Annotated in this window: 13 protein-coding genes; 7 read left to right on the top strand and 6 right to left on the bottom strand. The window is 69.8% G+C overall.

The features are described 5' to 3' along the window. The first annotated feature begins 7 nt into the window (after positions 1–7). Positions 8–604 carry a TetR/AcrR family transcriptional regulator gene (locus ACVOK1_RS06080; RefSeq protein WP_234455869.1) on the top strand — a complete coding sequence of 199 codons (597 nt, stop codon included), beginning with the start codon at positions 8–10 and terminating at the stop codon, positions 602–604. Here the strand turns inward: ACVOK1_RS06080 and ACVOK1_RS06075 are convergent. Further along, positions 588–1385 (bottom strand): D-alanyl-D-alanine carboxypeptidase family protein, encoded by a 798-nt coding sequence (locus ACVOK1_RS06075; RefSeq protein WP_481561433.1) that lies wholly within the window; start codon positions 1383–1385, stop codon positions 588–590. The genes ACVOK1_RS06080 and ACVOK1_RS06075 overlap by 17 nt on opposite strands. Positions 1386–1502: 117 nt before the next feature. Between ACVOK1_RS06075 and ACVOK1_RS06070 the strand changes: the two genes are divergently transcribed. After that, the gene (locus ACVOK1_RS06070; RefSeq protein WP_481561432.1) at positions 1503–3062 is read left to right on the top strand and encodes an alkaline phosphatase; all 1560 of its coding nucleotides are present in this window, start codon (positions 1503–1505) and stop codon (positions 3060–3062) included. Positions 3063–3175: 113 nt separating this feature from the next. Here the strand turns inward: ACVOK1_RS06070 and ACVOK1_RS06065 are convergent, their stop codons facing one another. Further along, positions 3176–4051 carry a LysR substrate-binding domain-containing protein gene (locus tag ACVOK1_RS06065; RefSeq protein WP_164074821.1) on the bottom strand — a complete coding sequence of 292 codons (876 nt, stop codon included), beginning with the start codon at positions 4049–4051 and terminating at the stop codon, positions 3176–3178. Between the two features lie 93 nt (positions 4052–4144). Here ACVOK1_RS06065 and ACVOK1_RS06060 point away from each other — a divergent pair, with 93 nt between their 5' ends. Further along, positions 4145–5083 (top strand): AEC family transporter, encoded by a 939-nt coding sequence (locus ACVOK1_RS06060; protein ID WP_481561431.1) that lies wholly within the window; start codon positions 4145–4147, stop codon positions 5081–5083. 135 nt (positions 5084–5218) lie between these two features. Here the strand turns inward: ACVOK1_RS06060 and ACVOK1_RS06055 are convergent, their stop codons facing one another. The 3 genes from ACVOK1_RS06055 to ACVOK1_RS06045 form a co-directional block, all read right to left on the bottom strand. Further along, the gene (locus tag ACVOK1_RS06055) at positions 5219–5935 is read right to left on the bottom strand and encodes a transporter substrate-binding domain-containing protein (RefSeq protein ID WP_481561430.1); all 717 of its coding nucleotides are present in this window, start codon (positions 5933–5935) and stop codon (positions 5219–5221) included. A gap of 70 nt (positions 5936–6005) precedes the next feature. Next, positions 6006–7529: a carotenoid oxygenase family protein gene (locus tag ACVOK1_RS06050; RefSeq protein WP_481561429.1), complete on the bottom strand. Its 1524-nt coding sequence runs from the start codon at positions 7527–7529 to the stop codon at positions 6006–6008. Between the two features lie 26 nt (positions 7530–7555). Beyond that, entirely contained in the window at positions 7556–7978 is a 423-nt protein-coding gene (locus ACVOK1_RS06045; RefSeq protein WP_200751575.1) for a DUF2141 domain-containing protein, read from the bottom strand. Between the two features lie 149 nt (positions 7979–8127). On the opposite strand from ACVOK1_RS06045, the gene ACVOK1_RS06040 reads away from it, so the two are divergent. From ACVOK1_RS06040 to ACVOK1_RS06030, 3 genes are read left to right on the top strand one after another with little or no spacing between them, the layout of a single operon-like run. Beyond that, positions 8128–9228, top strand: coding sequence for a sensor histidine kinase (locus ACVOK1_RS06040; RefSeq protein ID WP_200751576.1), 1101 nt, complete (start codon positions 8128–8130; stop codon positions 9226–9228). Beyond that, positions 9225–9863 (top strand): response regulator transcription factor, encoded by a 639-nt coding sequence (locus tag ACVOK1_RS06035; RefSeq protein WP_481561428.1) that lies wholly within the window; start codon positions 9225–9227, stop codon positions 9861–9863. Before ACVOK1_RS06040 ends, ACVOK1_RS06035 begins: the two co-directional genes overlap by 4 nt. Positions 9864–9880: 17 nt before the next feature. Next, on the top strand, positions 9881–10243 hold the full coding sequence (locus ACVOK1_RS06030) for a VOC family protein (protein ID WP_481561427.1): 363 nt from the start codon (positions 9881–9883) through the stop codon (positions 10241–10243). 49 nt (positions 10244–10292) lie between these two features. Here ACVOK1_RS06030 and ACVOK1_RS06025 read toward each other — a convergent pair whose 3' ends face one another. Then, complete coding sequence (locus tag ACVOK1_RS06025) at positions 10293–11135, bottom strand: arylamine N-acetyltransferase family protein (protein WP_481561426.1); 843 nt, start codon at positions 11133–11135, stop codon at positions 10293–10295. 202 nt (positions 11136–11337) lie between these two features. On the opposite strand from ACVOK1_RS06025, the gene ACVOK1_RS06020 reads away from it, so the two are divergent. Beyond that, the gene (locus ACVOK1_RS06020; protein WP_481561425.1) at positions 11338–13875 is read left to right on the top strand and encodes a methyl-accepting chemotaxis protein; all 2538 of its coding nucleotides are present in this window, start codon (positions 11338–11340) and stop codon (positions 13873–13875) included. Positions 13876–13983: the final 108 nt, after the last annotated feature.

Here is a 13983-nt window from a genome sequence, read left to right as displayed (position 1 = left end):
CCGCTGCATGTCCACCGCCGCCACGCCCACCCGTCGCCGGATGTCACGCGAACAGCGTGGCCGCCAGCTGCTGGACGTGGCCTGGACACTGGTGGGCGGCGAGGGCACCGACGCGCTCAGCCTGGGACGCCTGGCCGAGGCGGCCGGCGTGACCAAACCGGTGGCCTACGATCACTTCATCACCCGCAACGGCCTGCTGGCCGCGTTGTATGCGGACTACGACCAGCGCCAGACCGCCGTGTTCGATGCGCGCATCGGCGCGGCACCGGCGCGCCTGCACGAGCGTGCGCAGGCCATCGCGTCGGGCTACATCGACTGCGTGCTGTCGCAGGGCAGCGACATCCAGGCGATCCTCGCCGCGTTGGCCGGTTCGCCCGAGCTGCGCGACGTGCGCCACCGGTACCAGCAGGACTTCGTCGAGCAGTGTGCGCAGTGGCTGGGCCCGTTTGCCGCTGGCGGCGATGTGCCCGTGGCCGGGCGCTGGGCGATCCTTGGCGCCGCCGAAGCACTGTCCGAGGCGGTGGCTGCCGGCGCACTGCTGCAGCCGGATGCGGAAGCGGAACTGCAACGGCTGATCGTCGAAACCGTCAGCCGCGCGCGCTGATCGCCGCGTCGCGCTGCAGCTGCGCGAAACCGTCCTGCAGGCATTGCTGCACCCACGCGTTGCGCGCTTCCCGCGTGGGCGCGCCGAGGGTGACGTTGATCAGCCGGTGCGTGGCCTCTTCGCTGTCGCGGCACGCGGTCGCCGCCAGACAGAAACCTGCCGCGCGGGTATAGCCGGTCTTCAGCCCATCGATGCCATCCGAGCCCAGCAGCGTGTTCTGGTTGTCCTTGCAGAACGTGCCGTGGCTGAAGTGGCGCTGCGCGGTGATGGCCAGCACCTGCGGATGATCGGCCAGCAGTCGCGCGGCAAGCATCGCCATGTCATGCGCGGTCGACACATGGCCCGGCGTGGTGATGCCCGAGACGGAAACAAAGTGCGTATCGCGCAGGCCCATGCGTGCGGCCGTGTCGTTCATGTGCTGCACGTAGGCAGCCTCCGAACCTGCCAGGTGGCGGGCCAGCGCCAACGCGGCATCGTTGCCGGACACCACCATCAGGCCTTCCAGCAGGAAGCCCAGGGTGACGGTCTCGCCCGGCACCAGGCCCATCCGCGTTTCATCGGCGGCCACCGCGTGCACGTCACGCGCATCGATCACGGTGCTGTCTGTCCACGCGTGACCCTCGCGCGCGATGGCCTCATAGGCCACATGCGCGGTCATCAGCTTGGTCAGCGAGGCGGGCGCGCGAGGCAGCCTGGCCTCGTGCTGCTGCAGGGTGTGCAGCGTGGCCGCATCCACGGTGATCGAAGAAAGTGCCGGTATCGGCGAAGCAGGCAGTGACATCATCAACACGATAACGCGCAGCACGCAGGGCGAAAAGCCGCACGAATCTGCAACATTGCAATGATATAACGTGCCGCTGTTGGCGGTGTCGCCGCCTTTCGTACTGCAGGAATCTCCATGACCCGACCCCTCGCGCGACGCTGGCTGTGCCCGTCGATCCTGGCGGCGCTTGCCGCGCTCACTGCCTGTCAGCCGACGACGCGCCCCGATGCGCAGCCGGCCACCGCAACGACCGCCGAAGCGCGCCCGCACAACGTCATCGTGATGATCAACGACGGCGCCGGTTGGGGGACCTGGGATGCGGCGGCCTACTGGCAGTACGGCAGCCGCGAAGGCGCACCGTATGCGGATTTCCCGCAGCGCCTGGCCGTCACCACGTTCCCGCTCAACGCCAGTGGCCAGCCCACCCGCGATGATTCGCAGCGCATCGGCTACGACCCCATGCAGGCCTGGGACACCACCGAGGTGCCGGCGCCCGATCTGCCGTTCGGCGCTTACCAGTACCTGGCTGCCGTCGCCACCGACAGCGCTGCTGCGGGTACCGCGTTGTCGTCGGGGGTGAAGACCTACAACAACGCCATCAACTACAACAACGATGGCCAGCCGGTGGAGTTCAACACCCTGCGCGCCAAGGCGCTGGGCATGGCCACCGGCGTGGTCACCTCGGTGCCGTTCCCGCACGCCACGCCGGCGGCGTTCGCGGCGCAGAGCGAATCGCGCAACAGCTACCACCAGATCGCCCACCAGATGCTGGCCCAGGGCCACATGGATCTGGTGCTGGGCACCGGCGGCCCCGGCTACAGCGTCGACGGCACGCCCTGCGTGGACGGCATGGACAAGGTCGCCGCCGAAGGCTGCCAGAACCCGTGGGAATGGGTGTCGCAGCAGGATTGGCAGCAGCTGGAAGCGGGCACGCCGATTGCCGGCAACCCGTCCGGCGCGTGGCGCCTGATCCGCAGCAAGGATGACTTCGCCGCACTGGCCGATGGCCGCCTTCCGGCCGACCGCCCGCTGATCGGCGTGCCGCGCGTGGCCAACACCCTGCAGCAGGCGCGCCAGCTGCCGGTGGTCGGGCGCGATGCCGCGACGCCGTCGGGGGTGAAGAAGATCGACAGCGTGCCGGACCTGGCCACGATGACCCGCGGCGCGCTGCGCTTCCTGCAGCAGCGCTCGCCCAAGGGCCTGTTCCTGATGGTTGAAGGTGGCGCCACCGACTGGGCCGCGCACACCAGCGCCTGCGGTACCGAGTGGCACTACGGTGCCTGCACCGGCCAGCCGCAGTACGGCCGCCTGATCGAAGAGACCGCCGAGTTCAACGATGCGGTGTCGGCAGTGGTGGCGTGGATCGAGCAGAACGGCGGCTGGGAGCGCAACCTGCTGATCGTCACCACCGACCACGACAACAGCATGCCGATGGGCCCGGACGCGCAGAAGGTGGCCTTCGAGCCGGTGCGCAACAACGGCCGCGGGCAGATGCCGGGCATGAGCTTCCGCCCCACCGGCAACCACTCCAACGGCCTGGTGCCGCTGTGGGCCAAGGGTAACGGTGCCGAACTGCTGGGCCAGCGCGTGCGCGGCGTCGATGCCGGCTACCGCCAGCACGTGCGCTGGAACGACGGCAGCTACATCGACAACACCGACGTGGCCAAGGCCGTGCAGGACGCCCTGCAGCGCTGACCGCCCCCTGTAGAGCCGAGCCCACGCTCGGCTCTTCTTCGCTCTCTGTAGAGTCGAGCCATGCTCGACTGCTCTGGCTCTCTGTAGAGCCGAGCCCATGCTCGGCTGCTTCTCTACCGATCCACCACGCAGGCCAGGAACCGCGGCAGCACTGGATTGCGGTTGTCCGCCTTCCAGAACACCACCTGCTGCACGCGCGGCGCGTCCTTCAGGCGAACGAAGGACACGCCGGGCATGCCCATGCGCTGCAGCGAGGCTGGCACCAGCGCGATGCCCAGCCCTTCGCCCACCAGGCTGACGATGCTCTGCTGAAGCTGCACTTCCAGCCGCACATCGGCCTGCAGGCCGGCGGCATGGAAGCTGGCTTCGATGGCCTCGCGCAGGGTCGGCACCACGTCGGCCGGCGCGGTGATCAGCGCCTCGCCGGCCAGAGCGGTGATATCGACGCTGCGGCGGCGCGCCAGGCGATGGTCGGCCGGCACCACCACGCACAGCGGTTCTTCCTGCAGCGGCAGCAGTTCCAGCCCGCGCAGCGACGCCGGCGCAAAGCCGATACCTGCATCCAGCGCACCCGAACGCACCCCGTCCAGCAGGGCCATCGGCAGCGCCTCCCGCAGGCGCAGCTGCACCTGTGGATGCGCGGCAATGAAGCGACGGGCCAGCGGCGGTACCGAGCTGTGCGCGGCATGCATCATGAAGCCCACCTGCAGCTCACCCAGCTCGCCCGCACCGACTTGGCGGGCAGCGTGGCAGGCCTGTTGCAGGGCGTTCATCACCCCGCGCGCGTCCTCCTGGAAGCGCTGGCCGGCCGCGGTCAGGCGCACGTGCCGCGAGTCGCGCTCCAGCAGCGCCACGCCCAGAGAGTCCTCCAGCGCGGCGATCTGCCGGCTCAGCGGCGGCTGGGTGACATTGAGGCGTTCGGCGGCCCGACCGAAGTGCAGGGTGTCAGCGACGGCCAGGAAGTAACGCAGCGGGCGGATGTCGATCATGCGCGAATGGTATCGCTGGTGCCCGTTAAAAGCATTGGAAGGTATTGATGATGGCGCGTAGCCTGCGCGGCATTCCCTCCCTTCGCGCCGCCCATGCTGTCCGTCCTGGCCATCGTCCTTCCCGTGTTCGCGCTGATCCTTGCCGGTTGGCTGGCCCGCCGCAGTGGTGCGCTGGGCCCGCATTCGACCAGTGAGCTGAACCGCTTCGTGGTGCAGCTGGCGCTGCCGGCGCTGCTGTTCGACGTGGTGGCCAATGCGCGCTGGCAGCAGCTCTGGCATCCGGGTTTCATCGCCAGCTTCGGCGGTGGCACCGCGCTGCTGTTTGCCGCCACGGTGTGGTGGCGTCGACGCCGCGGCCATGCGCTGGCCGATGCCAGCATCGACGGGCTCAACGCCGCTTATGCCAACACCGGCTTCGTCGGCTTTCCGCTGGCGGTGGCCGCGCTCGGGCCGTCGGCGCTGGCCCCGACGCTGGTCGCGACCCTGCTGACGGTGTGCGTGCTGTTCGCCGCAGCCATCGTGCTGATCGAGGTCGGCCTGCAGCGCGAGCATCGCCTGCACCATCTGCTGGGCAAGGTGGCGCGCTCGCTGCTGCGCAATCCGCTGCTGCTGGCGCCGCTGGCCGGCGTGCTGCCGATGGCGCTGGGCCTGTCGATGCCGGCGCCGGCGGAAACCTTCCTGAAGCTGCTCGGCGGCGCGGCGGCCCCGTGTGCGCTGATCGCGCTGGGCCTTTTCCTCGGGGAGCGGCGCACGCCGGTGCCGGGTGCTGGGCGCAGCGCGGTGGTGCTGGGCGGCCTGAAGCTGCTGGTGCATCCCCTGCTGGTGTGGCTGCTCGCCACGCAGGTGTTTGCGCTGCCGGCCGCGCTTGCCCACGCCGCGGTGCTCATGGCTGTGCTACCCACCGGCACCGGCCCCTTCATGCTGGCCGAGTTCCACCGCCGCGAAGCATCGACCACGGCCGCCACGGTGCTGGGAACAACCCTGTTGTCCCTGCTGACGGTGACCGGCTACCTGGCGCTGCTGCAGCTGTAGAGCCGAGCCCATGCTCGGCTGCTTTTCGCAGGAACCCATCACCCAGTAGAGCCGAGCCATGCTCGGCTGCTCTTCGCAGGAACCCCGCACACGGCAGCCGAGCATGGGCTCGGCTCTACAGAAAAAACGAACCCCTCACCGCACCAGCGTCACCGCCTGCCCGGCCCGCGCGAACGCCTCCCCCAGCAACGGCCCCTGCTTGATCGCTTCCACCTCGGCAAACAACGCCTGCAGTGCATCCGCCGGGCGCGCGGCCGGGGCGGCCACCGCCTGCTGGATCGCGGTGAAGCGATCGGCCAGCACCCGATGCCCGGGATGTGCCTGCGCCCAGGCCTGCAGCGGCTGGCGTACACCGGCCGCTGCATCCAGCTGCTGCTGGTCGAACAGCGCGATCGCTGCCGCCGATGTCTCGGCGCGCTCAATCCGCGCATGCTTCAGCTCGCGGCTCAGGTACAGGTCGTAGGCCGCGCCGCGACCCACCGCGATGCGCACGCCTTCGCGGTCGAGGTCGGCCACCGTTCGCGCCGGGCTGGCTCCGCGCACCAGGTAGGTGCCTTCGATCTCCACATAGGGCGCACTGAACGCGATCCGGTCGGCATGCGCCGGATCCACCGCCAGGAACGCCAGGTCCCAGCCATCCTCGGCGGCAGCGGCCACGACCGAGGCCGCCGCATCGTGGCAGGTGAAACGCGCCTGCACGCCCAGCCGCTGCGCCAGCGTCGTGGCCAGCTCCACGGACGGTCCGCGCGGCGAGCGCGCATCGCCCTGGGCGAGCACCGGGTTGCCCAGGTTGATCGCCACGCGCAGGTGACCGTGTGGAGCAAGTACAGCGCGGTGGTCGGACAGCGGCATGGGGGCACTCCGGGGAACACGGGGAACGCCAGCATGCCAGCGGCCGCGTGCGCGCGGCGTGCGCCTGCGGTTACGCCCGCGCGGCAAACGTGCCGTGGAAACCCAGCGGCACCGCGTACGGCAGCCAGGCCTGCGCCAGCGGGCCGTCCTGCACATGGCGCGCATCCAGCACGGCAATACCGCTGCGCTTGTTCACCGGATCCAGCAGGGTCCCGACCAGCCAGCCATCATCCGGATTGCGGCTGCCGGGGCGGGGCACGAACACATGCTCCTCGGCCATGATGTCGCTGCCATAGCGCCACACCTGGCGGCGGCCACGTTCCACGTCGAAGGCGGCCACCGCATTGAAGTACGGCGTGTTGCTGGCGCCATCGACGGTCGGTGCGTACAGGCGGGCCGCGCGGCTGTCGGGCGTGCGCGGGTCGAACAGCGGGAATTCCACCGTACTGATGCCGGTATCCTGCCAGCGCGCCTGGCCACGGCGCAGGTCCAGGTGCAGTTCCACCAGGCTGCTGTGGCCGTTGGTGGCGTGGGCGCCGTCACCGGCCATCGCTTCCTTCATCGGCGAGCGAGCTTCGTCCATGTTGTCGCGGCGCACGGCACGCACCACGATGCCGTCCTTGCTGCGGTGTGCATCGCCGAAGTGGTAGATCGCCGCGAACGGTGCTTCAAACCACTGCGCCTTGTCCGGCGCATCCTTGGATACCACCGCGATGTTGGCCGCGCGCTGCGGGGCGAACTGCATGCGTTCGAAGAAGCTGCCGCCGCTCTCATTGAAGTCGAACGGCGCCAGCACGAAGACCAGGTGCTGGTCGGTCATGGTGAAGGCATGCAGGTAGCCACGGCCCGGCGTGGCGATCACATCGGCGCTGATCAGCTGGCCATCCTTGCCGATGTGCCAGACCAGCAGGCCGGCGCCGCCCATCAGGCTGATCGAGCCGAAGTTCCAGACGCTGCCATCGCGGTCCACCAGCGGGTGCGCCGAGAACGGCAGGGCCGCCAGGTCAGGGCGCCAGGTCACCGGGCCGATCGTCTCCAGCGAATCGGGATGCACCTCGAACGCCGAGCCCGATTCGCACAGGGCGAACACGCGGCCATTGAGCGCCATCACCGACGTGTTGGCCACGTTGGCATCGTCGTTGTTGCGCACGGCCTGTGCGTTGGGGACGCTGGTGCCGGCGGCGGGGTAGAGGAAGCGACCGGCCTTCTGCTCGCGGGTGAACTTCGGCGTGGCCACCATGCGTGCGCGGTGGGTCAGGCTGCCGTCGCCGTTGAAGTGCCAACCGTGGACCATGCCGTCGCCGTCGAACCAGTGGTCGTAGCGCAGGGTGCCGCGCTCGCTCCAGGCCGGGCCGTTGCGGTACAGGGTGCCGGCCAGGCCGGCCGGCAGCCGGCCCTGCAGCTGCACCGTGGCCGGGCCCAGCGTCTCGCTGCTCACCCCGCGCCAGCCCAGCAGCCACGGATGCGCCTGCAGGCCCTGGGCGAACTGCGCCGGGTCGTTGGCGAAGGCCGGGGCGCTGCGCAGGGCGGTGGCGCCCAGGGCCAGGCCAGCGGTGCTGCTGATCAGGGTGCGGAGGAAGCGGCGACGATCCATGGCGGGCCTCGGTGCGGGAAGGAGAATCAGCGCAGGGTGATGTCGATGGCGGTGCCGGCGGCGGACACCGCGAAGCGTGCTTCCTCGAAGGTCGGCTTGCGCATCACCTGCGGATTGTTGCTGAAGCCGTAGCCTTCGATCGGCATGCCGACCAGGTTGGTGTCGAGCTTGCCGTTGTCATTCTCGTCGTGGGTCAGCAGCACGGCATAGTTGCCGGCCGGCAGATCCTTGAAGGTGAAGTGCACGCTGTCGCCCTGCGGGTGTGCCTGCTGCGCCTGCACCGGTGCGGCCTTGCCGTTCCAAGCCTCGTCGGAGGACACCAGGGCGGCGCGCAGGGTGCCGGTCTGGGCGCGGACATCGTGCACGTTCACGGTCAGCTCGGCGGCATGGGTGCCGCCGGCAAGCAGCAGGCCAGCGAGCAGGGAGCAGGTCAGGGCGGTGCGGATCATGGCGGCAGTTCCGTCTGGAGGTGTGGGGCCAGTCTGCGCCGGGGGCTGGCCCGGGTTCAGGGCCAGTGGTCATCGATCCGACGTGCCAGAAGTCACTTTCTGCGCTGGACCCATTGCCGGCAGGGGGCCGGGCCGGTCAGCATGCCGCCATGCCCAGCCTGCTCCGCCATCTCCTGCGTCCCCTCAGCCTTGCCGGCGTGATCACCGTGCTGGTGGTCGGCCTGTCATTCGGCGTGCAGCGCAGCGGGGCCGGATCAAGCCTGCTGCTGCTCGGCGCCTTCCTGCTGCTGTTCGCGGTGCACGGCTGGGTCGGGCTGCCGACCCGCCTCCGCGCGGTCGTTGCCGTGCTGCAGGCGCTGCTGGCGGTCGCCCTCATCGCCCTGCAGCCACGCACCGGCACGGCACCGGTGCTGCTGGTGGTGCTGGTTGCGCAGCTGGCCGAGCATTGGCCGCCGCGCTTCGTGCTGGTGGTTGCGCTGCTGGCCAACCTGGCCGAGTACGCCGTGCTGCGCCACAGTGGTTTCACCCAGCCGCTGCTGGTGGTGCTGCTGTACGGCGGCTTCCAGGCCTTTGCCGCGCTGACCGCGCACTATGCGCGCAGCACGGCGCTGGCCCGCGACGAGCTGGCGCGGGTCAATGCCGATCTGCTGGCCACCCGTGCCCTGCTGGCCGACAGCGCCCGCGATGCCGAGCGCCTGCGCCTGGCGCGCGAACTGCACGACGTCGCCGGGCACAAGCTCACCGCCATGCGCCTCAACCTGCGTGCGCTGGCCGCCGATCCGGTGCTGGCCGGACGCGAGGGCCTGCAGACCGCCGAACAGCTGTCCGGCGAACTGCTCGCCGACATCCGCCAGGTCGTGCAGTCCATGCGCGATGATCGCGGGCTGGATCTGGACACCGCCCTGCATGCGCTGGCCGCGCCGTTCCCGCGCCCGCGCCTGCAGCTGCGGATTGCCGAGGGCGTGCGGGTCACCGATCCACGCACGGCCGAGACGGTGCTGCGCCTGGTGCAGGAAGCCCTGACCAACGCCGCACGGCATGGCGAAGCCGATAACGTATGGCTGACGATGAGCGAAGAGGATTCCCGGTTGCGTATCGATATCCGCGATGACGGCCAGCGCGCCGAGCGCATCCGCGAGGGCAATGGCATTTCCGGCATGCGTGAGCGCCTGGCCGATGTGCAGGGGCAGCTGGAGCTGGCCCGTACCGAGCAGGGCGGCATGCACCTGATCGCGCGGTTGCCGGCATGAGCGGCGCACCGATCCGTGTCGCCCTGGCCGATGACCAGGCCCTGGTCCGCGCCGGCCTGCGCGCGCTGCTGCAGGGCCTGGGCGTGCAGGTGGTGCTGGAAGCCGAGGATGGCCAGGCACTGCTGGATGCGCTGGCCACGCAGCCGGTGGACGTGGTGCTCAGTGATATCCGCATGCCCGGCCTGGATGGCATCGAGGCACTGCGCCAGCTGCGAGGGCGCGGCGACGCCACGCCCTGCCTGCTTCTGACCACCTTCGATGAAAGCGACCTGCTGCTGCGCGCCAGCGAAGCGGGTGCACAGAGGTTCCTGCTGAAGGATGCAGCGCCGGCCGACCTGCGCGAAGCCATCGAGCGCGTCGCCGCTGGCGAAACCCTGCTGCTGCCGGTCAGTACCGAACCGGTGCGCTCGCGCTACCGCTTCCACGATGAAGCGCCGCCCAGCGACACCTTCGGCGAACGCGAAGTGGCCATCCTGCGCCTGCTGGCCGGTGGCTACAGCAACAAGGAAATCGCGCGCAGCCTGTTCCTGGCCGAAGGCACGGTGAAGAACTACGTGTCCAGCATCCTCGACAAGCTGGGCACCCGCGACCGCACCCGCGCAGTGCTGAAGGCGATTACCCTGCGCATCATCTGAAGCGGTATGGTGCGGCGATGAACCCTGTCATGCACGTCGAGATTCCGGTGGCCGACCTGGCCCGCGCCATCGCGTTCTACCAGCAGTGGCTGCAGGTGGAAATCGGTGCCCCGGTGGAGGTGCACGACTGCACGATGGCGTACCTGCCGTTCGACGACGATGCAGGCGGTGCCAGCATGGCGCTGGTCCATGGCGCGGATTACCTGCCGTCCGAGCGGGGCGCGCGCATCTATGTCGGCGTGCAGGATCTCGATGCCAGCCTTGCCCGTGCGCTGCAGGCGGGTGCCGCGCTGCGATTCGGCCCCGCCGAGGCAGGGGCTGGCGCGTGGCGGAGATCGCCGACAGCGAAGGCAACCGCATCGCCGTGCAGGCCCCGATAACGGCCTGACGCCAAATTGTAGAGCCGAGCATGGGCTCGGCTCTACAGAATCAACGTGCGCAATTCGTCGCCTGCCAGCGTTGCAGCCACCCGGCAATGGCCGGGTCCAGCCGCGCATCGTCCGGCAGCCGCACGCCAAAGCGTTCCTGCAGCACCTGCCGCACATCGGCCACATCGCGCAGCGCACGCTTCTCCGGCGCGTGGCCTGGCCGGTACTCGGTGTAGTTGCCGCTGCCGATCGTGCGCCGCCCCTCCGGCCACGTCAGCGAAGCACGCAGTTCCCCGGGGAAACTCGAGTGCGGGTGCGTGCACACATACCAGTTGCCCACCTCGTTGTCGGCCGCCGCCGGCGACGTCAGGTCGAACCGGTACAGCGACCGCCAGTCGTCACCGCTGCTGGCCGCCAACAGGTAATCGCCGTCATCCAGGCGCTGCAGCCGGTAGCGTTCATGCGGCGTGTCCTGTGCGGCTGTTTCCAGCAGGCGCAGCGGCACGGTCGGGGTCAGGCTGCCGAAGCCGGTATCCACCAGCCAGTCCTCGCCGTCCAGCCGCACCCGGATCAACAGATGGGTGCGTGGCGTCAGTTCGCCTTCGGCGGCCGACAGCAGCACGCGCGCGCTGAGGGCATGGGCATCGAAGCCCAGCGCCTGCAGCAGTGTGAGGAAGGCGCCATTGAGCTCGAAGCAGTAACCGCCGCGCTGCGCGTCCAGCAGCTTGCGCTGCACGCTGTCCAGGTCGATCGGCACCGCATCGCGCAGCAGGCAGGTGAGGGTCTCGAACGGCACATGGGCGTTGTGGCGCTGCTGCAGCAGGGTCAGCCCGGCCAGGGTGGCCGGCGGCGCGGCCGGCAGCTGCAGGCGCTGCAGGTAGCGGGGGATATCGAGCGTGGTCATGACGGCACCAGGCGGGGCAGGGACACCTACTGTGCAACCGCAACCGGGGTTGAGGTCAAGGGCAGGGCGCCGATGTCATCGCCCCGTCGCCTGCGGCCGGTACAAAGACCGCAAGTGCGCCCCGGTGGCAGTTCTCGAAAATAGTTCTAAAGTCCCGCTGATCCAGGCCGATACAGGTGCGTCCTTTTGCCTGGAGTCTGTCATGTCGACCGCGGTTGTTCGCCTTCGGTCCCTGCGCACCCACTTCGATGGGCTGCGCTCGGCGTTTCCCGGCCCGTTGCGCTGGCTGCAGCCGCACCGGCTCAGCGTGGCCGACAAGCTGAAGGCCACCTTGTGGGTCTGCGGCCTGGGCCTGGTCGCCATCGCCGGCGTCTACGCCTGGACCGGCCACGCCAGCGCACAGGCTGCCCGCACCCAGGCCAGCTACCAGCACGGCAGCGATCTGGCGGCGGCGCTGGCCACCCGCGTGGCCGAAGCACGGCGCCTGCAGACACAGTATGCGCGCAGTTTCGATGATGCCGACCGCAGCCAGCTGCTGGCCACCCAGCAGGAGCTGAAGCAGGATCTGCAGGCGCTGCGCGCGATGCCGATGGATGCCGGCCGGCGCAAGGCGCTGCAGTCCCTGGCCGAGGCGGTCGACGGCTTTTCGCAGGGCATCGCCGCGCTGTTCGAGCGCGTGGATGAGATGGGCCGCGGCGACGCGGGCCTGGCCGCGCAGCTGCAGCGGGCCGCAGACACGCTGCAGGCGAACGTGACCGCGCTGCAGCGTCCGGCGCTGGAACTGCATGTGCAGAAGATGCGTCGGCAGGAGGCGTTGCTGCTGCTCGATGGCGATTCCACCCATGCCGACCGCGCCAGCGAAGAAAAACTGCCCTTCGACCTGGCCCTGGCCGGCTTGCCGGCCGAGGCGCAGGAAAGCCTGCGCACCGACATGGATGCCTACCAGGCCGCGCTGCTGGGCTACACCGCCGCCCGCGTCGGCCTGGATGTGGAAGCCCAGTCGCTGCTGGATACCGCCGCCAGCGTGGCGCCTGCACTGGCCGCCTTCCAGAAGGCCCAGGTGCAGGCGCTGGCCCAGGCGCAGGCACGCCAGCAGGCCGGTGCACGCACCATGAGCGTGCTGTTCGCCGCCACGCTCGTGCTGGTGGCCGGTGTGCTGATCACCAGCCTGGTGCTGGTGCTGCGCGCGGTACGCCGTCCGATCCAGGACACCCTGCGTTTCGCCAGGGACATTGCCGATGATCGCCTCGACACCACCCTGCGCGTGCACAACGCCAACGATGAGATCGGCCAGCTGGCGCAGCGCCTGATCGACATGCAGCAGCGACTGCGCGCGCGCATCGAGGAGGAACGCGCGGTGGCCCGTGGCAACACCCGCGTGCGCCAGGCGCTGGACAGCGCACAGACCGGGCTGATGGTGATCGATGCGGAAGGGCAGGTGGCCTACGCCAATCCCGCCCTGCTGCAGCTGCTGGGCATGCCGGCCGACGCACTGGTTGGCAGCGATGCCGTTCGCCTGCACCCGGTCATGACCAGCCTGTCCGGCGTGCGCCGCAGCGAGGAACGCGAGATCAATCACCTCGGCGTGCGCTACCAGCTGATCGCCAACGCGATCGTCGATGAAGGTCATTTCCTCGGCGTGGCGGTGGAATGGCGCAGCCGCGCGCTGGAAACCCTGCTGGAAACCGAAGTGGCCGCGCTGGTCGACGCGGCCGCACACGGTGAACTGCAAGGTCGCATCGCGCTGGAAGGCAAGCAGGGCTTCGTGCGTACATTGTCCACCAGCATCAACCATCTGCTGGCCACGTTCGAAACCAATCTGGGCGATCTACAGGCGCTGCTGGCGGCACTGGCCCGCGGTGACCTGAGCGTGCGCATGGAGGGCGACCTGCAGGGCGTGTTCGCGCGCATGCGCGACGATGCCAATGCCACCGTCGGCCAGCTCGGCCGCATCGTCACCCGCATCCAGCAGGCCACGTCGCGGCTGGATGTGGGCGTGGGCGAGATCGTCGCCGGCCACCATGATCTTTCGCAGCGTACCGAACAGCAGGCGGCCAACCTGGAAGAGACCGCCGCGTCGATGCACGAACTGACCGACACCGTCGGCCGCAACGCCGATGCCGCCGGCCGCGCCGATGCGCTGGTGCAGGGCGCGGCGGCGGTGGCCGCGCGTGGCGGCCAGGCCGTCGGCCAAGTGGTAGCCACCATGCATGGCATCAGCGAAGCCTCGCGCCGCATCGGCGACATCACCCAGCTGATCGACGGCATCGCCTTCCAGACCAACATCCTGGCGCTGAACGCCGCCGTGGAAGCCGCGCGTGCCGGCGAGCAGGGCCGCAGCTTCGCCGTGGTGGCGTCCGAAGTGCGCCTGCTGGCCCAGCGCAGTGCCGAGGCGGCCAAGCAGATCAAGGAGCTGATCGAGGATTCGGTCACCCGCGTCGGCCAGGGCAATGTGCAGGCCGAGCAGGCCGGTACCACCATGGGAGAGATCGTCGGCAGCGTGCAGCAGCTGGCCGAACTGCTCACGGCCATCCGCAGTGCATCGCAGGACCAGCACGCCGGCATCGCGCAGGTGAACCAGACCATCGTGCAGATGGAATCGAGCACCCAGCGCAATGCCAGCCTGGTGGAGGAAGCTGGCGCATCGACCGCGCACATGCAGGCCCAGGTGCAGGCGCTGGCCGAAGCGGTGTCGGCGTTCCGCCTGCAGCCGGAGCGGCGCCCGCGCGTGGCCGCGTGATGGCGCGCCGGTAGTGGGGGGGGGGGGGGGGGGGGGGGGGGGGGGGGGGGGGGGGGGGGGGGGCGGGCGCGCGCGCGGCCCGGGGGGGCGGGGGCGGCGGGCCCCCGC

The organism is Stenotrophomonas sp. STEN087 (assembly GCF_056759115.1).
Note: the sequence above shows the minus strand (reverse complement) of the source record. Positions and strands in the feature narration are given on the sequence as shown.

What these genes read in the sequence shown, in the direction of transcription:
- ACVOK1_RS06070 (WP_481561432.1), top strand. Translation starts at nt 1,503, where the DNA reads ATGACCCGACCCCTCGCGCGACGCTGGCTGTGCCCGTCGATCCTGGCG.
- ACVOK1_RS06040 (WP_200751576.1), top strand. Translation starts at nt 8,128, where the DNA reads ATGCCCAGCCTGCTCCGCCATCTCCTGCGTCCCCTCAGCCTTGCCGGC.
- ACVOK1_RS06045 (WP_200751575.1), bottom strand. Translation starts at nt 7,978, where the DNA reads ATGATCCGCACCGCCCTGACCTGCTCCCTGCTCGCTGGCCTGCTGCTT.
- ACVOK1_RS06065 (WP_164074821.1), bottom strand. Translation starts at nt 4,051, where the DNA reads ATGATCGACATCCGCCCGCTGCGTTACTTCCTGGCCGTCGCTGACACC.
- ACVOK1_RS06035 (WP_481561428.1), top strand. Translation starts at nt 9,225, where the DNA reads ATGAGCGGCGCACCGATCCGTGTCGCCCTGGCCGATGACCAGGCCCTG.
- ACVOK1_RS06025 (WP_481561426.1), bottom strand. Translation starts at nt 11,135, where the DNA reads ATGACCACGCTCGATATCCCCCGCTACCTGCAGCGCCTGCAGCTGCCG.
- ACVOK1_RS06055 (WP_481561430.1), bottom strand. Translation starts at nt 5,935, where the DNA reads ATGCCGCTGTCCGACCACCGCGCTGTACTTGCTCCACACGGTCACCTG.
- ACVOK1_RS06050 (WP_481561429.1), bottom strand. Translation starts at nt 7,529, where the DNA reads ATGGATCGTCGCCGCTTCCTCCGCACCCTGATCAGCAGCACCGCTGGC.
- ACVOK1_RS06060 (WP_481561431.1), top strand. Translation starts at nt 4,145, where the DNA reads ATGCTGTCCGTCCTGGCCATCGTCCTTCCCGTGTTCGCGCTGATCCTT.
- ACVOK1_RS06080 (WP_234455869.1), top strand. Translation starts at nt 8, where the DNA reads ATGTCCACCGCCGCCACGCCCACCCGTCGCCGGATGTCACGCGAACAG.
- ACVOK1_RS06030 (WP_481561427.1), top strand. Translation starts at nt 9,881, where the DNA reads ATGAACCCTGTCATGCACGTCGAGATTCCGGTGGCCGACCTGGCCCGC.
- ACVOK1_RS06075 (WP_481561433.1), bottom strand. Translation starts at nt 1,385, where the DNA reads ATGTCACTGCCTGCTTCGCCGATACCGGCACTTTCTTCGATCACCGTG.
- ACVOK1_RS06020 (WP_481561425.1), top strand. Translation starts at nt 11,338, where the DNA reads ATGTCGACCGCGGTTGTTCGCCTTCGGTCCCTGCGCACCCACTTCGAT.